This window comes from Pseudomonas sp. GL-RE-26 (genome assembly GCF_019956275.1).
In the GTDB taxonomy this organism is placed as follows: domain Bacteria; phylum Pseudomonadota; class Gammaproteobacteria; order Pseudomonadales; family Pseudomonadaceae; genus Aquipseudomonas; species Aquipseudomonas grandcourensis.
In genome coordinates this window covers 40,686-60,655 of record NZ_JAHBDI010000029.1, presented here as the reverse complement: position 1 = coordinate 60,655, position 19,970 = coordinate 40,686, and the positions used below count along the sequence as shown (strand labels likewise).

Sequence of the window (19,970 nt, the reverse complement as noted above, 5' to 3'; positions counted from 1 at the left end):
GGCGGGGTCAGCCTGATCAGCCAGTTGATCGGCACGGCACTGGGCATCACGGTTGCGCTGGCCGGCGGGTTTGCGGTGTATGGCGTGATCAAGGCGCTGCATGGATTGCGCCTGAGTCAGGAAGAGGAGTATTACGGCGCGGACCTGTCGATCCACAAGATCGGCGCCGTGAGCCAGGACTGACTCGGGTCTCTTTATCGTCGGTGGCATCAGGGCAGGGGCCTCAATGGCTCGACGGTTTTTCGGGGCAGGCCTAGAATGGTCACTTCATTTTCTGGTTGAGCGCTCATGCTTCCCGAATGTCAGCTGTTCGGCACCCTTGGATGCCATCTCTGTGAAGTAGCCGAAGCCATGTTGATGGAATTCGTCGAGCGCGGTCTGCTGGTGGAACTGGTGGACATCGCCGACGATGAAATATGGTTCGCAGCCTACAGCCTGCGTATTCCGGTGTTGCGGCGAGTCGATACCGGTGCTGAACTGGGCTGGCCGTTCAGTGCCGATCAGGTGGTGGCGTTCCTGCATTAAGCGGTTCTTGCGCTGGTGGCGTGTTCCGTCTGTCGAACTTTGCGATTGATCCCCTTGGCTTATTCGGTGTCGATCGGATACTGTATGCGTATACAGTTATTCGTGGTGCCTGCCTTGCCGTTCCTGATTTTCGGGAGTGAGCTGGCAAGCCCGGGCGTCAGAGGGATGAATCGTGGTCAATGTCGAACAGTTGAAGAACAGCGTGAACCGGATGTCCGCGGACGTCGTGCGCGAGGCTGTCCTTGAGTTGCGTCTGGATGGTCTGGTGACCGAGGGGAAAACGCCCTTCAACAAAACGCATTTCAATACCTGTTTCGCAGAAATCGAAGCCTTGTTTCAGCGCGCGGGTTATCACCGGCAACTCGATGTCGTGGGTTATCAGGGGTTGTTGTACGCCCTGTATGACCCCGCTCGCTGGGAGGCGGTCGATGTACTGCGTTGGCTCAAGGAGTACACCGAAGCGGCGGCGCGCACACAGATCCCGGCTTGAGGAATCTCCTCCAGGGGGCGTTCTCAATTAGTTTTCACGCCGGGAAAACTAATTGAGAACGCCCCCTAGGTTCATTCCCCTTGCTGTTGGATAATGCCGCTCTGCACTGAGGCTAGAGCTTTCGTATGTCCACTTCTTCTTTTTCCGCGGCACACAGTCAGGCCAGTACGCTCTACTTGCCACCTGGCCCGTGGCAGACCGTTGTCGATTGCCTGTGCGAGCATTTCAGCGCCATCGGTCGTGAACAATGGCTGGACAGAATTGCCCGTGGCCGGGTCCTCGATGGACAAGGCATGCCGATTGCCCTCGATCTGGCGTACAGGGAAGGTTTGCGGATTCATTATTTTCGCGAAGTTCCGGATGAAAAACCGATCCCGGTGATCGAGTCGATTCTGTACGCGGACGAGCATCTTGTGGTGGCCGACAAGCCACATTTCCTGCCTGTGACACCGGCTGGCGAATACGTCGAACAGACGCTGCTCAGGCGCTTGATCCGGCGTCTGGACAATCCGCACCTGGTGCCATTGCATCGCATTGACCGGCACACCGCAGGGCTGGTGCTGTTTTCCGCCAACCCGCAGACTCGTTCGGCTTATCAGTCGTTGTTTCCAACCCGGCAGATCGAAAAACGCTACGAGGCCATCGCCAAGGCGTTGCCCAACCTGGCTTTCCCGTTGGTGCATAAAAGCCGACTGGTCGATGGCGAACCGTTCTTCCGCATGCAGGAAGGTCCGGGGGCCAGCAATACCGAGACGGCGGTCGAAGTCAGGGAAAAGCAGGAGGATCTCTGGCGTTATGGTCTTTACCCGGTGACGGGCAAGAAACATCAGCTACGGGTACATATGGCGGCGTTGGGCGCCGCAATCTGCAACGACCCGTTTTACCCCGAGGTGCTCAAGGATGCGCAGGATGACTATGCAAATCCTTTGAAACTGCTGGCTCAGGGGCTGAAGTTTATCGATCCGGTCACGGGCCAGTCGCGAGAGTTCGAGAGTGAAATCACCCTGCAATGGTGATTGATAAGCGATCCTGGCGCGCTGTTCTCCAGGCATGAAAAAGCCCGCATCAAGCGGGCTTTTCTGTATCCGGTGGCACCAGGATTACAGCTCCTTGACGGTACGAACCTGATCTTTGTTGATGCGGGTCTGCTTGCCATCGAGCTGTTCGAATTCGTAGAAACCGGAATCCTTGTCGAATTGCGGCGTGTCGACGGCCTGGATTTCGCGACCGTCATTCAAGGTGATCACCGTAGGCGATGCACAACCGGCGAGGGTGGCAAGGCCCAGTGCGAGCATGAAAGTGGCGAGGGTCCGTTGATTCATGAGTTGTGTCTCCGAATAAGAATTCTGTGGTTGCTGAACTTGAGACGTGCACCGTCTGCGCAAGTTCCTGATGAATATCAGTCTGACACAGTGCCATGACCGCTTAAAAGTTCCGGCGTGTTGAGGTTGGCCAATCGTGGGTCCTTGTCGGGGCATTGCAGCGCGGTTGCGCCGAGCTTGCGCATCAACCGGCCAGGGCTGCGCTCACCCTCGTTCCAGGCATTTTCAAATGCTGCCCTGTGTTGCACGGGAATCACACACAACAACGGCTCCCAGTGGTCATCGTGCCGCACCATCAGCGGCTTGTCCGGATGCAGATTGGCGGCCTCGCGCATAGTGCCGATCAGCGCCGCATCGATGCCCGGAACGTCACAGGGTATGACCAGCAGATGGCTATGGCGAGCAGCTTTCAGGCCTGCACGAATACCGGCCAGTGGCCCGGGGAAGTCACCTTCATCATCGTGGACCAACTGGTCGGCGTAGGGGGCGTACTTCTCAAGGTTGCGATTGCAGGAGATGATCAGGTCATCGGTCAGCGGGCGGGTCTTGCGATGCAGATGTGCAATCAGGGGTTCGCCGTGCCAGTCCAGCAACCCTTTGTCCCGACCACCCATACGTTGGCCGCGCCCGCCCGCCAGGAGCAGAATGGAGCAGGGTGGCAATTGTGAATTCGTGGTCATGGCAGGCCTCCATGGGGACGGCGAAAAAACGGAGCGCTGTGATATAACACCGGGCTGTTTCTCCTACAACTGGACGAGCCTATGAAAGCCAAGGCTGATGTACCTTTCGCACCGCTGAATATTGCAGTGCTGACTGTCAGCGATACCCGCACACTGGAAACCGACACCTCAGGCCAGGCCTTTGTCGACGGCTTGACCGCTGCCGGTCATTACCTGGCCGCCCGGGTGTTGCTCAAAGATGACCTCTACAAAATTCGCGCGCAAGTCGCCAACTGGATTGCCGACGATGTCGTGCAGGTGGTGCTGATCACCGGCGGTACCGGTTTTACCGGACGTGACAGCACGCCGGAAGCCGTCGGTTGCCTGCTGGACAAACAGGTCGATGGATTTGGTGAGCTGTTCCGCCAGATCTCGGTTGCCGATATCGGCACCTCAACCGTTCAGTCCCGGGCGTTGGCTGGACTGGCCAACGGCACGCTGGTTTGCTGCTTGCCGGGCTCGACCAATGCCGTGCGCACCGCTTGGGACGGCATACTGGCCGAGCAACTGGATTCGCGGCATCGGCCGTGCAATTTCGTGCCTCATTTGAAACAGGCAGCGCCTTGTGAATCCCGTGGGTAAGCCTGGCAAGTCTGGCAGCCTGATGCCTGTCGAGCAGGCGTTGGCGCGCTTGCTGGAAATGGCCGAGGCCTCGAGGATTGTCGAGCGTGAACGCTTGCCGTTGGCGCAGGTACAGGGGCGCGTACTGGCTGAAGACCTGGTGTCGACGCTTGATTTGCCGCCCTGGCCCAACAGCGCCATGGACGGTTATGCCTTGCGTATGGCTGACTGGACGGGAGAGCCGTTGCTGGTCAGTCAGAAGGTGTTTGCCGGCCAGGCCCCCGGTCCGTTGCAGCCAGGCACCTGTGCGCGCATTTTCACCGGGGCGCCTGTTCCCGCCGGTGCCGATTGCGTCGAGATGCAGGAAAACGCCGAGGTTCAGGCCGATGAGCGAGTACGTTTCACTCAAGCCTTGACCCAAGGCCAGAACATCCGCCCACAAGGCCAGGAAACCACCGTCGGCGAGTTGATTTTGCCGGCAGGTACGCAACTGGGGCCGATCGAGCAAGGATTGGCTGCCTCCTTGGGATGCGCTGAGCTGGAGGTAGTTCGCAAGGTGCGCGTGGCGGTGCTGTCTACCGGCGACGAGTTGATTGAGCCGGGGCAGACGCTGGGCCCGGGACAGATCTACAACAGCAACCGCGTGTTGTTGTGTAGCTGGTTGCAGCGTTTGGGGTGTGAGGTCGTTGACGCGGGAATTCTGCCGGACAATCTGGAAACCACTCGCGCCCGATTAGGTGAGTTGAAGGGTGTCGACCTGATCCTCTCGACCGGTGGCGTATCGGTGGGGGAAGCCGATTTTCTGGGCATCGCCTTGCGCGAAGAGGGCGAACTGACGCTGTGGAAACTCGCCATCAAGCCCGGTAAACCGCTGACGTTCGGGCATTTTCGCGGTGTACCTGTAATTGGCTTGCCGGGCAATCCGGCATCGACCCTCGTGACCTTTGCCTTGTTGACCAGGCCCTATCTCCTGCGTCGTCAGGGAGTGCAGGACGTTGAGCCGCTGAAGGTGCAGGTGCCGGCAGGGTTTGACTGGCTCCAGCCCGGCAATCGGCGCGAGTATTTGCGCGGACGGCTGGAAAACGGCAGGGCGACGATCTACAAAAACCAGAGTTCCGGTGTGCTGCGCAGCGCTGCCTGGGCTGATGGACTGGTGGAAGTCCTGGAAGGTCGCACGCTGGTTCAGGGCGATAGCGTTTTCTTCATTCCGTTGAGCGAAGTCCTGAGCTGATAGCTTCAGCGGCTTTGTCACACAAGACCCGGTTGATTGAACCGGGTTTTGTGTTGAAGGCAACTCAGTGTGCCAGAAGCAATGAAATAACCTGCTCGAAACGGCTATTGGCGATCCAGCCAAGGAGGCCGAGGATCACGGCTGTTCCGCAGGCGGAATAGGCAAGTCGGTGCTTGATGGATTTGACGTCATCCCGGGCTTCTTCCATGTCCCTGCGTATGCACTTGAGGTGTGTTTCCAGCTCGGTGACGCGAGGTTCCATATCAACTTCTCCCGTGGCTTTTGTGCTGTTGCGGCATTCAGCTCGATGGCCTGCATTTTTATCATCTGTGAGCGGCAAGACCGAAATGGCCGGTGATGCGAGGTTTTGGCGTTGCATGGCACGTCCTTGTGATGTCTTGCAGCCCAAGGTCTACCAATTCGGATTTGTGGTCAATTGAGCCGATTCCTCACGTTTTGTAAGAAAAATCCTGCCGTGTAGGGATCAAATCCTTCCGACTGGAAACAATTCGTTTTCTTTCGACTTTTAACGGGGGGGGGCATCTGGCGTCGACAGCATGTTATTCGTGCGCGCCCGCCCTGGAAGGGGGACAACCTGCGTTTCTCGGTTCGCCCGGCGGCGTTACTCGTGCATCTGCCAGACGATTCGCCGCTGTTACGTGCCGGTGAGGTGCCTAGTCATCGAGGCTGATGATTTGTTCACGCACGGCAAACAGTACCAGGCCGGCCACATCGTAGATCTGCAGACGCTTCATGATCTGCGAACGGTGGGTTTCGACGGTCTTGACGCTCAGCCCCAGGCCATTGGCGATCTCTCGGGTGGATTTTCCGCGAACGATCAACCGCAGGATTTCCAGCTGACGTGCCGTCAGGTTGTGCGAGTCGGCGGGTTCGGGTGGGTGCTTCTGGTTTCGGGTCAACGCCTGGTTGATCACCGTGTGGGCAATGGCCGGGCTCAGATAGCGCTCGTTGTTGCGCAAGGCCTCCAGCGCGTGTTCGAGTTCGGTCGCCGTGGTGTCCTTGAGCAGGTAACCATGGGCTCCGGACTCCAGCGCCTGCATGATCAGGGCCGGGTCGGTATGCATCGAGAGGATCAGGACCTTGCTCTGCGGGCGCACCCGCTTGAGCTGCTGCAAGGCTTCGAGGCCGCCGGTCTGGCGCATCGAAATATCCAGCAGGACAATATCCGGGGACAGATGCCCGACCATCTCGAGCAGCTGCGAGCCGTCACTGGCCTCACCGATGACGGCATAGCCGGGCAGATCCATTACCAGGGCGCGCACGCCAGCCCTGATCAGCGAGTGGTCATCCACCAGTAGTAAATTACAAGTCAATGCATAACCTTATTCGAACTGGCCCGTTCGAGCGCACGGGGCGCCCAGGGAAAAAGAGCTTCGATTTGAGTGCCTTTGCCCGGCTCGCTGGTAACGGTCAGTGTGCCGCCCAGTTGATCGATCCGTTCCGACATCCCGGCCATACCGCGCTGCCCTTCCCGACCAGGGTCTGTTGCGGGGGCGAAGCCCTGACCATCGTCGCTGATCTGCAACTTCAGGCCTTGGGGCAGACGCTGCAGGCACACTAGCAGGTTCTTGGCCTGGGCATGGCGCAGGATGTTGGTGACCGCTTCCTGGGTGATACGGAAAGCTGCCACGGCCATTTCCTCCGGTATGCCGGTCAGGCGCTGCTGGCATTCCAGGCTCCAGTGCACCGGGGTGTTGGCCAAAGTCTTGAGCAGGTGCGCCCGCAGACTGGCTTCCAGCCCAAGGCTGGCCAACTGCCGGGGATTGAGAATGGCGGATACGTCACGAACTTTGGCCAGGGTTTCTTCCAGCGTGTCGCAGAGGACCGTGCATTGTTCCTGGAGCTCTTCGGGCATCCGGCGTTTGAGCCAGTCACTTTGCAGTTTGGCGGCGGTCAGCAATTGACCGATGTCGTCATGCAGTTCGCGGCTCAGCCGGTGACGCTCGTTTTCCTGGACCTGCAACAGCCGGTCGGCCAGTTCCTGAGGCTGGAATTTGATCGATTTGCGCGAGAGGCAGTACTGCACGGCAACACTGGTCAGCGCCGCAACATTGAGCACCAGCAATGACAGGGGCAACGGGATGGACAAGCCATGGACCAGCAAGCTGCCGAGGGTCGAGCAGACGCATAGCAACAGCGTGAATACGCGTGCATTTGCTCGGGAAGGTGGCCACGTGGCGATTGACTTGAGGCTGGCGTGCATAGCGGATGGAGCCAATGGATGTTCGCTGCGGGCTGACCGGTCATGCTGGCTGACAGGCCCCTGTTTTTTTAATGTGGAGCGCCGACGCGTTCAGGTCCGAACTGCAGCGAGCTGTATCCGGCTGCAATCACACTGCCATTAATTGGCGTCAACTAACAGGCGGCATGTTAGCACTTAAGATACCGTTGGTCGCGTCCGTATGTATGTCCGAAAAGTCAGGAGTCCAGTCGTCTGGACGATGATTCCATAATGGAACAAGTTGGTTGTTGCCGCTGCAAAATGCCGGTTGCCCCGGGTTTTGTTGTTGATACCAGGCAATACCCTGGTCAAGGCAGGCGCGCAATTGTCGATGGGCAATAGTGGTTGCTTAAAGATGTCGCTTACAGCTATGAAATATTCATTTGCGACATGCGCGCACTCAAGTTACAGCGCGGTATTGATAACCAAAAACACGCCATACGGCATGTTTGGCAAGTTCAGGCCTGTCGTTCCGAATAGGCTACGAGGGTGAAGGGCCTGGAGTTGACCGGTGGTTGAAACCGGCTTTGCCCGACCTGAAAGGCAAAAGCTTCAATCAGGGTGGCCTGTTCGCTGTCGTCGAGACTGAGCTGTCCGGTGGTCTGGTCGATGAGTTCGAGTTGCCAGGCAATCAGGGTCAGGCAGTCTTTCAAGGCATTCAGCGCGTCGTCGTGCAGGCTCATGGTGTTCTGTGCGTGGTTCAGCAGGCCATGAATATGCAGAGAGAATTCAGACACGGCCGCCAATGCCAGGGCATCGGCCTTGTTGGCCAGCTTGAGCAGTGTGCTGAGCAGACAGTCGATAGCGTCCTTGTCATTGCAGATCAACTGCAGATGGCTCAGGCATTCCTCGGTTTTAGCCAGGAGTGTTTCAGCCTCGACAAGAAACTCCGGGAGCCGCTGGGCCCACTCTTTACGGTCGTTCGGCATACTTATCTCCACAACGTCATGTCAAATGAGGGGATATCGTGTGTGTCGACGAGGGCGGTCGGAACCCCGGCATTGCCGAGTCGTCGGGTGAACGAACTGTGGCTGGCCCGGAAACAGGCTGGGGAACACGAGAGGGTGGTTGGCCACTGACTTGCGATCGCACACAAAAGCCTGACTCCGTTCATGCAATGAGAATGGCGTCACATTAATGGCTATTGGATATTGCGAATATCAGGTTGCACCTGATTGTTGATAGGGGAATCCCTTACGCAGGGGAACCTTTCGCGCAAACAAGGGTCGCGCTGGCGCAGAAGTGCAGCAGATGTAATCACAGCGCCAGTAAAGCATGACGTTAATGTGACATCAATGGCCGGGCGTGGCATTTTAGAGAGGGTCAAGCTTCGGCAAAAACAGCCGATAACCTTCCTGAAGTGAATTCATCCGAACAAGACCTGGAGTCATTGATGGCCGGCATTCTCGACACGGTAGACCAACGCACGCAACTGGTGGGTGAGAATCGCCTGGAAATTCTCATGTTCCGGCTCGCCGGACGGCAATTGTTCGCAATCAACGTCTTTAAAGTACAGGAAGTCCTGCAGCTGCCGAAGTTGACGCTGATGCCGCAGCGCCATCCTTTTGTGTGCGGCGTGGTCAACCTGCGTGGCCAGACCCTGCCGGTGATCGACCTGTCCCAGGCCATTGGTATGCGCCCGTTGGTGCCGGGGCCTGGCAGCACGATTATCGTCACCGAATACAACCGTTCCGTTCAGGCCTTCCTGGTCGGTGGCGTGGACCGGATCGTCAACATGAACTGGGAAGCCATCCTGCCGCCCCCGAGCAGCGCCGGCCGCCAGCACTACCTGACGGCCATCAGCAAGGTCGATGACCAGCTGGTTGAAATCATCGACGTCGAAAAGGTCCTGGCCGAAATCGTCCCGTACAACGCCAAGGTCTCCCGCGCCAAGCTCGAGGATCCGGTGCTGGAACGTGCCCGTGGCCGTGAGGTGCTGCTGGTGGATGACTCCAACGTGGCCCTGGCGCAATTGCGCGATACCCTGGGACAGCTGGGCGTGAAGATGCACATCGCCAGCGACGGGTTGAAGGCCTTGAACATGCTCAAGGCCTGGGCTGATACCGGCGTGAACATGACCGAAAAACTGCTGATGGTCTTCACCGATGCGGAAATGCCGGAAATGGATGGCTATCGCCTGACCACCGAGATTCGCAACGACCCGCGCCTGCGCGGCTTGTACGTGGTGCTGCACACCTCGCTGTCCGGCAGCTTCAACGACTCGATGGTGAAAAAGGTCGGTTGCGACAATTTTCTCTCCAAATTCCAGCCGGACAAGCTGGTCGACGTGGTGCGCCAGCGCCTGATGCTTGACGAAGTGCCGGCCTAAGCGGGTCCGCACAACTGTGGGAGCGGGCTTGCTCGCGAAGGCGTCGGCACATCCAGGACTGATGTGACTGATACACCATCGCGAGCAAGCTCGCTCCTACAGGTCTTTGTTCTTTGATTCGCTGATCAAGCTCGTATAGGGTGGCGTTTTTACCTACCAGAGAGCTGGCCATGTTGCGTCTGAGTGCGCTGTATCGTTATCCGTTGAAGTCCGCCAAGGGCGAGACCTTGCAGGTGATCGGTCTCGATAAACTCGGGCTGGACGGCGATCGCCGCTGGATGCTGGTGGACGAGGCCAGCGGGCGCTTCCTGACACAGCGTGCGGTGGCGCAGATGAGCCAGTTGTCGGCGCTGTGGAATGCCGAGGGTGGCTTGACCCTCAGCGCGCCCGGCCATTCGCCGATCGACATAGCCTTGCCCGGTAACGGTGCAGAACTGCGTGGCGTGACGATCTGGCGCGATACCTTGCGAGTCCCCGATGCAGGCGATGAAGCTGGGGCCTGGGTCAGCCAGTTCATTGGCAAACCGACTCGCCTGGTGCAGGTGCCGCTGGATCGTGCGCGGATGACGGAGGCCGGTTACGGCAAGGATGACGACCAGGTGGCGTTCGCCGATGGTTATCCGCTGTTGCTGATAGGCCAGGCCTCTCTCGAGGACTTGTCGCAACGGGTCGGGCGTCCGTTGGAGATGCTGCGTTTCCGGCCGAACCTGGTGATCGAAGGCAGTGCAGCGTTCGCCGAGGACGGCTGGAAGCGTATCCGTATCGGCGAGGTCGAGTTCCATGTGGTCAAGTCCTGTTCACGCTGCATCCTGACCACCATCGACCCGCAAACCGGGGAGCGCAGCGAAGACCGCGAACCCTTGGCCACCTTGCAGAAATACCGTTCCCAGGCGGACGGCGCAATGTTCGGCCAGAACCTGGTCAACGAGGGCAACGGTCGACTCGAAGTCGGCATGCCGGTGGAGATCCTCGAGTAATTTTGCGCAGAATAAAAAATGCCCGTGTCGAAAAACACGGGCATTTTTTATTGCAGTGAAGCCCGGCAGGTTTAGCCGCGGTATTCGCACAGGTAAGCGGTGTCGACGGCGACTTTCAGCTGGAACTTGCTGTTGGCCGGCACGTTGAACTGGCTGCCGGCGGCAAAGGTTTCCCAGTCGCTGCTGTCCGGCAGTTTGACGGTCAGTGCGCCGCTGACCACGTGCATGATTTCACGCTGGCTGGTGCCGAATTCGTACTCGCCCGGAGCCATGACGCCGATGGTCGCTGGACCTTCTGCGGTGCCAAAGGCGATCGACTTGACGGTGCCGTCGAAGTACTCGTTGACTTTAAACATGGGCGATTCCTCGAAAAGGGCTAAAAAGGGCCGGCCAGTATGCACAAGGCCCCGGGAGTCGTCACCTGTCTAAAGCGGAAGAACCAGCGGCAGCAGGCGTGCGGTATTGCGCGCATCTTCCAGCGCCCGGTGTTGCTGGCCGGTGAACTGCAGGCCGGCCAGTTGCAGGGCGCCGTTGAGCCCCAGCGGGCGTTCCAGGCGCCGGGCCTTGGCAAAGCGCTGTTTGAGGTTCATGTGCGGCACGTTGGCCAGCACGCTGGCGAGTCCCAGCTGCTGCCAATCCTGAAGCAGTTGTTTGCGATCGTAATCGCCCCAGCTGACCCAGCCTTCAAGTCGCGTTTGGTGTTGGCCGAGCCAGCGTTCAAATGCCGGCCAGACTTCGCCCAGCGGTTGCGCGGCGTCGATGTTGGCTTGGGTGATGTGCGTCAACTCCCGGCAAAACGGCGTCAGCAACGGCCGCCGCAAAGGCCGGACGAAGCGCTGGAACTGGTCCAGTTCGCGACCCTTGCGGTCCACCAGGGTGGCGCCGATTTCTATGATTTCCATATCCGTTACGGGCCAACCCCCTTCATCGGTGGTGGCCTCCAGATCAATGACCAGCCAATGAGGCATTGCAGGGTTCCTGGTATCCGCGTCCTGTAGGGTTTGAGCGTAGCCAAACCCGGCGGTTCCGCCTAGCGGCTTATTCGACCTCCAATAGAATCTGCCGGTTTTTCACCTGATCCCCGACTTTGACTTGCAGGCGTTTCAGAACACCGTCGATGCCCGACTTCAATGGATGCTCCATTTTCATCGCCTCCAGTACCACCAGCAGTTGGCCCTTGGTCACCTTGCTGCCTTCGTTGACCAGGACGTCGACAATCGCCCCGTCCATCGGTGCCTTGAGGGTGCCGGAGCTGACACTGGCCTGGCCGGTAACCTGCGCCTGAGTGCGATCCACGAACTGCAGGCTGCCCGGCCGGGTAAACAGCCAGAGACGCCCGGCCTCCAGACGGTAGGCGTGGCGTTGGCGAACGCCTTCGATTTCGAGGGTGGCCCAGCGTCCGTCGCTATGGATGATCTTCAGTTCGAGGCTGCGCTCGGCGACCTGAATGCGCAACGGCTCGCCCGGGATCGCCTGCAATGCTACCGGCCAGTCCTGATCCTCAAGGCCGATGCGATAGTGCAACGGCACGCTGGCGTTGTTGCGCCAACCGCCAAGCGGGGCCGGGTGAGCCTGCGCCGCGGCCTGATAGAACAGGGCGGCGGCGATGGCCAAGTGCTGCGCGCTTGGGGTTTCGGGATGCAGGCAGGGGTGGTCGGCGAAGTGCTGCGGGATGAAACTGGTGCTGAAATCACCGCAGGCGAACTGCGGGTGCTCCAGCAGGCTGGCAAGCAGGCGTTGATTGCTTTGCAGGCCCAGCAGCACGCTGTCTTGTACCGCCCGCAGCAGTTTGCGCCGGGCTTCCTCGCGGGTTGCACCGTGGGCGATGAGCTTGCCAAGCATCGGGTCGTAGAAGGGGCTGATGAATTGGCCTTCGATCAGGCCGTGGTCGATCCGCACGCCGTCCTGCAATGCCGGCTCCCAGGCCACGACGCGCCCGGTTTGCGGCAGGAAGCCCTGGGCCGGGTCTTCGGCATACAGGCGTACTTCCATGGCGTGGCCTGTGAGTTGCACCTGTTCCTGGCGCAAGGGCAGTGGTTGCCCTTCGGCGATGTTCAACTGCCAGGCCACCAGGTCCAGCCCGGTGATCAGTTCGGTCACCGGGTGCTCCACTTGCAGTCGGGTGTTCATCTCCAGGAAATAGAACTGCCCGCGCGCATCCAGCAAAAACTCCACAGTGCCCGCACCGACGTACTTCACAGCTCGCCCGGCCTTGAGCGCCGCTTCGCCCATGGCCTGACGCAACTCAGTGGTCATCACCGGGCAGGGCGCTTCCTCGATGACTTTCTGATGCCGGCGCTGCACCGAGCAATCACGTTCGCCGAGGTAAATCAGGTTGCCATGCCGGTCACCGAACAACTGGATCTCGACGTGGCGGGGTTCGATGAGTGCTTGTTCAAGAATCAGTTCGCCGCTGCCAAAGCCGTTCAGGGCTTCGGAGCGCGCGGTGCGAACCTGTTCCAGCAAGTCGCTGGCGTCGTGCACCAGGCGCATGCCGCGTCCACCGCCGCCAGCGCTGGCCTTGATCATCAACGGATAGCCAATGCGCTCGGCTTCGCAGCTCAGGGTGGCGTCGTCCTGCCCGGCGCCCTGATAACCGTTGATGCACGGCACACCGGCTTCGATCATGGCGATCTTCGACAGGCGCTTGCTGCCCATCAGTTCGATGGCCTCGGGGCTGGGGCCGATGAAGGTGATACCGGCATCCCGGCAGGCAAGGGCAAACCCGGCGTTTTCCGAGAGGAAGCCGTAGCCCGGATGGATCGCATCCGCGCCCGTGCGCCGGGCCGCGTCGAGGATGGCCGGGATGTTCAGGTAAGACTGTTGCACCGGGGCCGGGCCGATGTTGACCGCCTCGTCGGCCATCTGCACGTGCAGTGCATCGGCGTCGGCGTCGCTGAACACGGCGACCGTGCGATAGCCCAGCGCCTGGGCCGTGCGCTGGATGCGGCAGGCGATTTCACCGCGGTTGGCGATGAGGATTTTTTTGAGTCCGGGCATGGGTAGGCTCTCTGATTTTTAGCGGTGTCTGGTCGGGCCTCATCGCGAGCAAGCTCGCTCCCACAGGGTTTATGAACGACATAAATCCATGGTGGGAGCGAGCTTGCTCGCGATGCTTTTCAGGAGGCCCACCCCGGTTTGCGCTTCTGTACGAAGGCCATCGTTCCCTCGATGCCTTCGGCTCCGGTCACCGCTTCGCTGAACCATTCAGCCGCTTGATCAAGCTGGGCATCCGAGGGCTGCCAAGCACTGGCCAGCAGGAGTTTCTTGGTCACCGCATTCGCCCCCGGCGCACAACACAACACATGGGCCAACACCTCATCGAGACGTTCGGCCAGGGCCTGCGGATCATGCTCGACAAAATGCACCAGCCCCATGCGCCGCGCCTGGTGACCATCAAAACGCGCCGCCGTCAGGGCGAGGCGCCGGGCCTGGGTCAAGCCGATGCGTTGCACCACGAACGGCGCGATCTGCGCCGGCAACAGGCCGAGGCTGGTTTCCGGCAGGCCGAATTGCGCCTGGTGATCGGCCAGGGCGATATCGCTGACGCAGGCCAGGCCGAGACCGCCGCCGAGTACCGCACCCTGCAGCACCGTGATCACCACTTGCGGTGCGTGTTGCACCTCTTGCAGCAGCGCGCCGAACACCCGGTTCAGGTCCCGGTGCGCAGTCGAGCCTTGAGCGCGGGCATTGGCCATGTCCTTGATGTCGCCGCCGGCACAGAAGTGCCCGCCGACGCCACCGATCACCAGTGCACGAACCCCTGGTTTATCGCGTACCGCAGCCAGCACCGAGCGCAATTCGGCGACCATCTGCAAGCTCATCGCATTGCGGCATTCGGGGCGGTTGAGGGTGATGTGCAAAACGCCGTTGTGCAGCTCCAGCAGCAAGGTCTGGCAAACCGGCAGGCCGCTCATTTCTTTTTCCCCGGCAGAATGCCCATGAGTTTGCAGATGATTCCCAGCATGATTTCGTCGGCGCCACCACCGATCGACACCAGCCGTACATCACGGTAAGCCCGGGCCACCGGGTTGTCCCACATGAAGCCCATACCGCCCCAGTATTGCAGGCAGCTGTCACTGACTTCGCGGCCCAGCCGCCCGGCCTTGAGCTTGGCCATGGAGGCCAAGCGCGTGACGTCCTGGCCTTTGATGTATTGCTCGGTGGCCTGATAGACCAGCGCCCGCAGGCATTCGATTTCGGTCTGCAGTTCAGCCAGGCGGAAGTGGATCACCTGATTGTCGATCAGCGCGTTGCCGAAGGTCTTGCGCTCCTTGCAGTATTCGATAGTGCTGTCGACGCAATACTCCAGGCCCTTGATCATGTTGGCCGCGCCGAACAGGCGTTCCTCCTGGAACTGCAGCATCTGCATCATGAACCCCGCGCCTTCATGACCGATGCGGTTGCGCTGCGGTACGCGCACATTGTCGAAAAACACCTGGGCGGTTTCCGAACTGCGCATGCCGAGCTTGTCCAGGTGCGAACTCAAGCTGATGCCCGGCGTGTTCATCGGCACCATGATCAGCGACTTATTGATGTGCGGTTTGTCGTCCGAGGTGTTGGCCAGCAGGCAGATGAAGTCGGCGCTCGGTGAGTTGGTGATCCACATCTTGCTGCCGTTGATCACGTAATCGTCGCCGTCCTTGCGCGCCGTGGTTTTCAGCCCGGCCACGTCGGAACCGGCACCGACTTCGGAGACGCCGATGCAGCCGACCTGCTCACCGCTGATGGCCGGGCGCAGGAATTCCTCGCGCAGCTCATCAGAGCCGAACCGTGCAAGCGCCGGGGTGCACATGTCGGTCTGCACGCCGATGGACATCGGAATGCCGCCGCAACGGATAGTGCCGAACTCTTCGGCGGCGACGATCGAATAGCTGTAGTCGAGCCCCATGCCACCGAATTTTTCCGGTTTGGAAATGCCCAGCAAACCGAGGTCGCCGGCCTTGCGGAAGATTTCGTGGATGGGGAAGCGCCCGGCCTTTTCCCATTCATCGACGTGGGGGTTGATCTCGTGCTCGACGAACTGGCGTACGGTGCGGCGCAGTGCTTCGTGTTCCTGGGTGAAGATCATTTTTATTGTTCTCCTTGAGCCGGCCTAGAGCCGGGCTACGCCAAAGCTGTTGGCTTGCAATGGCCGCACCTGGGCCTCGTGACAGATATCCAGCAAGTAACCCAGCAAGGTCCGGGTATCGCGCGGGTCGATCAAACCGTCATCCCACAAATTGGCGCTGCCGTAGAGCGCCGTGGACTGGCTGTCGAGTTTCTGCGCGGTGACCTGTTCCAGCATGTCGAGCATTTTCGGGTCGGGCACCAGGCCGTCCTTGGCCTGCTTGGCCTCGGTGACGATGCGCAGCACCTTGCCCGCTTGCGCGCCGCCCATCACGGCGGTGCGGCTGTTGGGCCAGGCGAAGATAAAACGCGGGTCCAGGCCGCGTCCGCACATCGCATAGTTGCCCGCGCCGTAGGAGCCACCGACGACGATGGTCAGCTTCGGCACCCGGGCGTTGGCCACCGCTTGAATCATCTTCGCGCCGTGCTTGATCACGCCTTGCTGTTCCGATTCGGTGCCGACCATGAACCCGGTGGTGTTGTGGAAAAACAGCAGCGGCGTCTGGCTCTGGTCGCACAGCTGGATGAACTGGGCGGCCTTGCTCGCACCTTTTGGCGTGATCGGGCCGTTGTTGCCGATGAAGCCACAGGCGCGGCCCTGGATTTTCAGATGACCGCACACAGTCTGCTGATCGAACTCGCCCTTGAATTCAAGAAAGTTCGAAGCGTCGGCCAGACGGGCGATGATTTCGCGCACGTCGTAGGGTTTTTTCGGGTCCTCCGGAATCAAGCCCAGCAGTTCGTCGATGGGGTGGAGCGGCTCCTCCCAGCGACGTTCTGGGAGTGGGGGCAATTGCTCGTTCCACGGCAGCAGGCTGACAATCTCGCGTACCTGACGCACACCGTCGGCGTCGTTTTCAGCCAGGTATTCGGCGGTGCCGGCGGTTTGTGCGTGCATCTCGGCGCCGCCCAGTTCTTCATCGGTGGCGACTTCGCCGGTGGCGGCCTTGAGCAGTGGGGGACCTGCGAGAAACAACTTGGCCTTGCCGCGCACCACCACCACGTAATCCGACAATCCCGGCTGATAGGCACCACCCGCCGTTGCCGAGCCGTGCACCACGGTGATCTGCGGCAAGCCCATGGCCGACATTCGCGCCTGATTGGCAAAGCTGCGCGCGCCTTCGACGAAAATTTCCGCCGCGTAATTGAGGTTGGCACCGCCGCTTTCGGCGAGGGTGATCACCGGCAGTTTGTTTTCCATGGCGATCTGTTGCAGGCGCAGGGACTTCTTCAAGCCGCTGGGGGAGATGGTCCCGCCCCTGATCGCGCTGTTGTTGGCGACTACCAGCACACGCACGCCAGACACATAGCCGATGCCGGCAATCAAGCCGCCACCGGCGGAGCTGCCATCCTTGTCGTCGTGCAGCTTGTAGCCGGCCAGGCTGGCCAGTTCGAGAAACGGCGCGCCGGGGTCCAGCAGCAGATTGAGACGTTCGCGGGGCAGCAACTGGCCGCGTTTTTCGAACTTCGGCCTGGCTTCGGCCGCCTTGTTCAGCAGGTTCTGTTCGAGCACGCGAACTTGCTCGATGGCGCTCAGCATCGCCGCACGGTTCTGGGCGAACGGCTCGCTGTGGGGATCGAGTTGCGACTGAATCACCGGCATGGGTTATTCCTTGTCCTTCAATACGTCTGGTATGTAGGCGCGGTGGAAACCGTTGTACGACTCGCTGTTGGTTGCCTTGTGGATCGGCCAGGCGCGGCCGCCGAGGCTGGCGGCGCCGTCGATGCGCAAGGTGCTGCCGCTGACGAACGCCGCTGCCGGGCTGAGCAGGAAAACAATCGCCGCGCTGACTTCCGATTCGGTGCCGATGCGCTTGAGCGGCACGTGTTCGCGCAGGGTCGGGATCACGGCCTTGAAGGCGCCTTCGTAGGTGTCCATGCCGCTGGAGGCAACCCACCCCGGCGCCACGGCGTTGACCCGCACCCCGGCATGACCCCATTCGTACGCGGCGGTCTTGGTCAGGTTGTCCATGCCCGAACGTGCCGCGCCGGAGTGGCCCATACCGGGCATGCCGCCCCACATGTCGGCGAGCATGTTGACGATGGCCCCGCCGTGCTTGCTCATGGATTGGTTGAACACTTCCCGGGCCATCAGGAAGCCGCCCACCAGATTGGTGCGCATCACAGTTTCGAAACCCTTCTGATTGATCGAGGCCAGGGGCGACGGGTACTGCCCGCCAGCGTTGTTGACCAGGCCGTGAATGGGGCCATGCTTGCGGATCAATTCGCTGACCAGGTGCTGCACCAGTTCTTCCTCGCGGATGTCGCAAACTGCCCAATCAGCCTTGCCGCCGTCCTCGGCGATCTCCGCCGCAACGGTTTTCAGCTTGTCGGCCTTGCGCCCGACCAGCAGTACATGGGCGCCGAGGGCCGCCAGTTCGTGGGCGGTACAGCGGCCGATGCCACTGCCGCCACCGGTGACGATGATGTTTTGGCCGGCAAACAAATCGGCTTTGAAAATCGAATCGTAGGCCATGGCGGCAATCCTCTAGTTGAACTGGTCGGCGATGCGCTGCGGCACCGGGATCTGGATTTCCAGCAGTTGCTGGGCGAAGGCCTTGCCTTGCGGATCGATGCGCAGGCTGGCGACACCGCCGCCGCCGAGGGCGTTTTCCAGCAGGAAATTCAGGCTGTGGCTGGCGGGCAAGTACCAGCGTTCGACCCGCCCGTGGATTGGATCGAGGACGTGGCCCATCCAGTCGACGATCACTTCCGGGGTCAAGGCTTCTGCAATCCATGGCAGGAAATCGGGTGCGCGGGCCATGACGCCGATGTTGCTGTGGTTGCCCTTGTCGCCCGAGCGGGCGACCGCCAGTTTGACCAGGGCCACGCTGGCGTCGGCCAGGCCAAGCGGTTTCGGTGGCGCGAGCAGGGCTGGCAGGTCCAGCGGGTCGAGCACATCGAGGGCGGGCAGGGCACACGGGTGGCGCTGGCCCATGCAATCAATGTCCAGCGTGCAGGCGGTTTTGTCGATCAGGAACGAGAACAGTCGGATCAGCGGATACACCGTCGGCCGGCCACCGACAATGCCGGTCAGCCCCGGCGCCATGCCGGTGGCGGCCTGGGCGATTTCCCGGGAGAACACGATCAATGCCTGTTTGTCCGGATGGCGCACCGCGAGTTTGATCACCACTTCGCGGCTGTCCTGACGCTGGCCGTGGGGACCGTAGGTGGCCTCGCTGCCCAGCAACTCGATACTCACATCGCTGTACGGCGCCCAGCCGCGCTGGCGGAACATTTCCGAGGTCTTGTTGATGATCGCATCACCGACTCGCCGCGCCTTGTCGACGGCATCGATGCCGGCGATCAGGCAACTGGCGGTGCAGCGAAAACCATCAGGGTACGTGGCGCTGACTTTGTATTGAGCGGTCGGCGGCAGGCCTTTGGCACCGTGCACCTGCACCGCGTTCTTGCCCTGTTGCAGCAGTTTGACCTGAGTGAAATCGCACACCACGTCGGGCAACAGATACGCGCGGGGGTCACCGATTTCGTACAGCATCTGTTCGCCCACCGTCAGCGGCGTGACCAGCCCACCGGTGCCTTCGGGTTTGCTGACGATGAACTGGCTGTCGGCGCTGACTTCGACGATGGGAAAACCGATGTGTTCGTAGTCGGGTACGTCGCGCCAGTCGGTGAAGTTGCCGCCGGTGCACTGGGCGCCGCATTCGATGATGTGTCCGGCCAATGCCGCCTGGGCGAGCTTGTCGTAGTCGTGCCACGACCAGCCGAATTCATGTACCAGCGCAGCGCTGACCACCGCACTGTCGACCACGCGCCCGGTGATCACGATGTCCGCCCCCAGGCGCAGGGCTTCGACAATGCCGGGTGCGCCGAGGTAGGCGTTGGTCGAGACGCACATCGATGGCAGGGGCGCGCCAGTGAACATTTCACGAATGCCCAGGTTGCCCAGTTGTTTGAATTGCGGTTGCAGATCGTCACCCAGCAGCACGGCGATCTTCAGCGCCACCCCGGCCTTGTCGCAGGCCGCTTGCAGGACGGCGGCACAGGCTTGGGGATTGACCCCGCCGGCATTGCTGATGACCCGGATGTTCTGCTGTGCGAGCTGCGGCAGCAAGGGCGCCAGCACTTCGATGAAGTCACCCGCATAGCCGGCCTTGGGGTCTTTCATCCGTGCGCCAGCCATGATCGACAGGGTGATTTCAGCCAGGTAATCGAAGACCAGATAGTCCAGTTGCCCGTGTTCGACCAGTTGCGCGGCAGCGGTCGAGGTATCGCCCCAGAAGGCGCTGGCACATCCGATGCGAATTGTTTTAGGCGCAGTCCATTCCATAGCCACCTCCAACCGAAGTGCGTCGACATTACCAAGCAAGCGCTTGGTTTGTAAATGACTTGATTATCTTCTGCCCAAGCGCTTGCTTGGCTGCATCCATGCGCTTAAATTGCCCGCGCAACCCCGCTGTTTTCGGGGGGATCGGCGTTATTGATTGAACGACTGTAGGAGAGA

At 60.6% G+C, this 19,970-nt stretch carries 21 protein-coding genes and 2 pseudogenes; 9 read left to right on the top strand and 14 right to left on the bottom strand.

The features are described from left to right. From KGB07_RS18455 to KGB07_RS18440, 4 genes and pseudogenes are all read left to right on the top strand, one after another. Positions 1-183: pseudogene (locus KGB07_RS18455) on the top strand (ammonium transporter); the annotation flags it as partial. Between the two features lie 105 nt (positions 184-288). Continuing rightward, complete coding sequence (locus tag KGB07_RS18450) at positions 289-525, top strand: glutaredoxin family protein (RefSeq protein ID WP_046040611.1); 237 nt, start codon at positions 289-291, stop codon at positions 523-525. A 172-nt stretch (positions 526-697) separates the two neighbouring features. Then, positions 698-1,015 carry a hypothetical protein gene (locus tag KGB07_RS18445; protein ID WP_008020364.1) on the top strand — a complete coding sequence of 106 codons (318 nt, stop codon included), beginning with the start codon at positions 698-700 and terminating at the stop codon, positions 1,013-1,015. A gap of 125 nt (positions 1,016-1,140) precedes the next feature. Continuing rightward, entirely contained in the window at positions 1,141-2,031 is an 891-nt protein-coding gene (locus KGB07_RS18440; protein ID WP_223466161.1) for a pseudouridine synthase, read from the top strand. 84 nt (positions 2,032-2,115) lie between these two features. Here the strand turns inward: KGB07_RS18440 and KGB07_RS18435 are convergent, their stop codons facing one another. Further along, the gene (locus tag KGB07_RS18435; protein WP_223466160.1) at positions 2,116-2,337 is read right to left on the bottom strand and encodes a YgdI/YgdR family lipoprotein; all 222 of its coding nucleotides are present in this window, start codon (positions 2,335-2,337) and stop codon (positions 2,116-2,118) included. A 77-nt stretch (positions 2,338-2,414) separates the two neighbouring features. Beyond that, positions 2,415-3,017: a molybdenum cofactor guanylyltransferase MobA gene (gene mobA, locus KGB07_RS18430; protein WP_046040606.1), complete on the bottom strand. Its 603-nt coding sequence runs from the start codon at positions 3,015-3,017 to the stop codon at positions 2,415-2,417. 81 nt (positions 3,018-3,098) lie between these two features. On the opposite strand from mobA, the gene moaB reads away from it, so the two are divergent. Both moaB and glp read left to right on the top strand, forming a co-directional pair. Beyond that, a complete protein-coding gene (gene moaB / locus KGB07_RS18425; RefSeq protein WP_046040604.1) occupies positions 3,099-3,638 on the top strand; it encodes a molybdenum cofactor biosynthesis protein B in 540 nt (179 codons plus the stop codon). Beyond that, a complete protein-coding gene (glp, locus tag KGB07_RS18420) occupies positions 3,622-4,848 on the top strand; it encodes a gephyrin-like molybdotransferase Glp (protein WP_046040602.1) in 1,227 nt (408 codons plus the stop codon). Before moaB ends, glp begins: the two co-directional genes overlap by 17 nt. 64 nt (positions 4,849-4,912) lie before the next feature. Here the strand turns inward: glp and KGB07_RS18415 are convergent, their stop codons facing one another. Then, positions 4,913-5,227: a hypothetical protein gene (locus tag KGB07_RS18415; protein ID WP_223466159.1), complete on the bottom strand. Its 315-nt coding sequence runs from the start codon at positions 5,225-5,227 to the stop codon at positions 4,913-4,915. A gap of 198 nt (positions 5,228-5,425) precedes the next feature. On the opposite strand from KGB07_RS18415, the pseudogene KGB07_RS29605 reads away from it, so the two are divergent. Beyond that, positions 5,426-5,539 (top strand): annotated as a pseudogene (locus tag KGB07_RS29605) (lipid kinase YegS); the annotation flags it as partial. Here KGB07_RS29605 and KGB07_RS18410 read toward each other — a convergent pair. The 3 genes from KGB07_RS18410 to KGB07_RS18400 all read right to left on the bottom strand — a co-directional run bounded on the left by KGB07_RS18410 (position 5,523) and on the right by KGB07_RS18400 (position 8,019). Then, positions 5,523-6,182: a response regulator transcription factor gene (locus KGB07_RS18410; RefSeq protein WP_046040599.1), complete on the bottom strand. Its 660-nt coding sequence runs from the start codon at positions 6,180-6,182 to the stop codon at positions 5,523-5,525. The pseudogene KGB07_RS29605 and the gene KGB07_RS18410 overlap by 17 nt on opposite strands. Next, the gene (locus tag KGB07_RS18405; protein ID WP_046040598.1) at positions 6,179-7,072 is read right to left on the bottom strand and encodes a sensor histidine kinase; all 894 of its coding nucleotides are present in this window, start codon (positions 7,070-7,072) and stop codon (positions 6,179-6,181) included. Before KGB07_RS18405 ends, KGB07_RS18410 begins: the two co-directional genes overlap by 4 nt. Positions 7,073-7,548: 476 nt before the next feature. Beyond that, a complete protein-coding gene (locus KGB07_RS18400; protein ID WP_046040597.1) occupies positions 7,549-8,019 on the bottom strand; it encodes a hypothetical protein in 471 nt (156 codons plus the stop codon). Between the two features lie 464 nt (positions 8,020-8,483). On the opposite strand from KGB07_RS18400, the gene KGB07_RS18395 reads away from it, so the two are divergent. Both KGB07_RS18395 and KGB07_RS18390 read left to right on the top strand, forming a co-directional pair. Then, a complete protein-coding gene (locus KGB07_RS18395) occupies positions 8,484-9,419 on the top strand; it encodes a chemotaxis protein CheV (protein WP_046040596.1) in 936 nt (311 codons plus the stop codon). 170 nt (positions 9,420-9,589) lie between these two features. Further along, positions 9,590-10,396: an MOSC domain-containing protein gene (locus KGB07_RS18390; RefSeq protein ID WP_046040595.1), complete on the top strand. Its 807-nt coding sequence runs from the start codon at positions 9,590-9,592 to the stop codon at positions 10,394-10,396. Positions 10,397-10,467: 71 nt separating this feature from the next. Here KGB07_RS18390 and KGB07_RS18385 read toward each other — a convergent pair whose 3' ends face one another. The 8 genes from KGB07_RS18385 to KGB07_RS18350 all read right to left on the bottom strand — a co-directional run bounded on the left by KGB07_RS18385 (position 10,468) and on the right by KGB07_RS18350 (position 19,796). Then, entirely contained in the window at positions 10,468-10,752 is a 285-nt protein-coding gene (locus tag KGB07_RS18385; protein WP_007940055.1) for a pyrimidine/purine nucleoside phosphorylase, read from the bottom strand. Between the two features lie 69 nt (positions 10,753-10,821). Then, on the bottom strand, positions 10,822-11,364 hold the full coding sequence (locus tag KGB07_RS18380) for an exonuclease domain-containing protein (RefSeq protein WP_046040593.1): 543 nt from the start codon (positions 11,362-11,364) through the stop codon (positions 10,822-10,824). Positions 11,365-11,434: 70 nt separating this feature from the next. Next, entirely contained in the window at positions 11,435-13,396 is a 1,962-nt protein-coding gene (locus tag KGB07_RS18375) for an acetyl/propionyl/methylcrotonyl-CoA carboxylase subunit alpha (protein WP_223466158.1), read from the bottom strand. Positions 13,397-13,515: 119 nt separating this feature from the next. Beyond that, positions 13,516-14,313: an enoyl-CoA hydratase/isomerase family protein gene (locus KGB07_RS18370; protein WP_223466156.1), complete on the bottom strand. Its 798-nt coding sequence runs from the start codon at positions 14,311-14,313 to the stop codon at positions 13,516-13,518. Beyond that, positions 14,310-15,467 carry a citronellyl-CoA dehydrogenase gene (gene atuD / locus KGB07_RS18365; RefSeq protein WP_046040590.1) on the bottom strand — a complete coding sequence of 386 codons (1,158 nt, stop codon included), beginning with the start codon at positions 15,465-15,467 and terminating at the stop codon, positions 14,310-14,312. The genes KGB07_RS18370 and atuD overlap by 4 nt, the downstream gene beginning before the upstream one ends. Before the next feature lie 24 nt (positions 15,468-15,491). Then, positions 15,492-17,108, bottom strand: coding sequence for a geranyl-CoA carboxylase subunit beta (gene atuC / locus KGB07_RS18360; protein WP_223466155.1), 1,617 nt, complete (start codon positions 17,106-17,108; stop codon positions 15,492-15,494). A 3-nt stretch (positions 17,109-17,111) separates the two neighbouring features. Next, the gene (locus KGB07_RS18355; RefSeq protein WP_046040587.1) at positions 17,112-17,981 is read right to left on the bottom strand and encodes an SDR family oxidoreductase; all 870 of its coding nucleotides are present in this window, start codon (positions 17,979-17,981) and stop codon (positions 17,112-17,114) included. A 12-nt stretch (positions 17,982-17,993) separates the two neighbouring features. After that, positions 17,994-19,796: an acyclic terpene utilization AtuA family protein gene (locus tag KGB07_RS18350; protein ID WP_046040585.1), complete on the bottom strand. Its 1,803-nt coding sequence runs from the start codon at positions 19,794-19,796 to the stop codon at positions 17,994-17,996. Between the last annotated feature and the right edge of the window lie 174 nt (positions 19,797-19,970).

What these genes read in the sequence shown, in the direction of transcription:
- KGB07_RS18450 (WP_046040611.1), top strand. Translation starts at nt 289, where the DNA reads ATGCTTCCCGAATGTCAGCTGTTCGGCACCCTTGGATGCCATCTCTGT.
- KGB07_RS18440 (WP_223466161.1), top strand. Translation starts at nt 1,141, where the DNA reads ATGTCCACTTCTTCTTTTTCCGCGGCACACAGTCAGGCCAGTACGCTC.
- KGB07_RS18435 (WP_223466160.1), bottom strand. Translation starts at nt 2,337, where the DNA reads ATGAATCAACGGACCCTCGCCACTTTCATGCTCGCACTGGGCCTTGCC.
- mobA (WP_046040606.1), bottom strand. Translation starts at nt 3,017, where the DNA reads ATGACCACGAATTCACAATTGCCACCCTGCTCCATTCTGCTCCTGGCG.
- moaB (WP_046040604.1), top strand. Translation starts at nt 3,099, where the DNA reads ATGAAAGCCAAGGCTGATGTACCTTTCGCACCGCTGAATATTGCAGTG.
- KGB07_RS18415 (WP_223466159.1), bottom strand. Translation starts at nt 5,227, where the DNA reads ATGCAACGCCAAAACCTCGCATCACCGGCCATTTCGGTCTTGCCGCTC.
- KGB07_RS18405 (WP_046040598.1), bottom strand. Translation starts at nt 7,072, where the DNA reads ATGCACGCCAGCCTCAAGTCAATCGCCACGTGGCCACCTTCCCGAGCA.
- KGB07_RS18400 (WP_046040597.1), bottom strand. Translation starts at nt 8,019, where the DNA reads ATGCCGAACGACCGTAAAGAGTGGGCCCAGCGGCTCCCGGAGTTTCTT.
- KGB07_RS18395 (WP_046040596.1), top strand. Translation starts at nt 8,484, where the DNA reads ATGGCCGGCATTCTCGACACGGTAGACCAACGCACGCAACTGGTGGGT.
- KGB07_RS18390 (WP_046040595.1), top strand. Translation starts at nt 9,590, where the DNA reads ATGTTGCGTCTGAGTGCGCTGTATCGTTATCCGTTGAAGTCCGCCAAG.
- KGB07_RS18385 (WP_007940055.1), bottom strand. Translation starts at nt 10,752, where the DNA reads ATGTTTAAAGTCAACGAGTACTTCGACGGCACCGTCAAGTCGATCGCC.
- KGB07_RS18380 (WP_046040593.1), bottom strand. Translation starts at nt 11,364, where the DNA reads ATGCCTCATTGGCTGGTCATTGATCTGGAGGCCACCACCGATGAAGGG.
- KGB07_RS18375 (WP_223466158.1), bottom strand. Translation starts at nt 13,396, where the DNA reads ATGCCCGGACTCAAAAAAATCCTCATCGCCAACCGCGGTGAAATCGCC.
- KGB07_RS18370 (WP_223466156.1), bottom strand. Translation starts at nt 14,313, where the DNA reads ATGAGCGGCCTGCCGGTTTGCCAGACCTTGCTGCTGGAGCTGCACAAC.
- atuD (WP_046040590.1), bottom strand. Translation starts at nt 15,467, where the DNA reads ATGATCTTCACCCAGGAACACGAAGCACTGCGCCGCACCGTACGCCAG.
- atuC (WP_223466155.1), bottom strand. Translation starts at nt 17,108, where the DNA reads ATGCCGGTGATTCAGTCGCAACTCGATCCCCACAGCGAGCCGTTCGCC.
- KGB07_RS18355 (WP_046040587.1), bottom strand. Translation starts at nt 17,981, where the DNA reads ATGGCCTACGATTCGATTTTCAAAGCCGATTTGTTTGCCGGCCAAAAC.
- KGB07_RS18350 (WP_046040585.1), bottom strand. Translation starts at nt 19,796, where the DNA reads ATGGAATGGACTGCGCCTAAAACAATTCGCATCGGATGTGCCAGCGCC.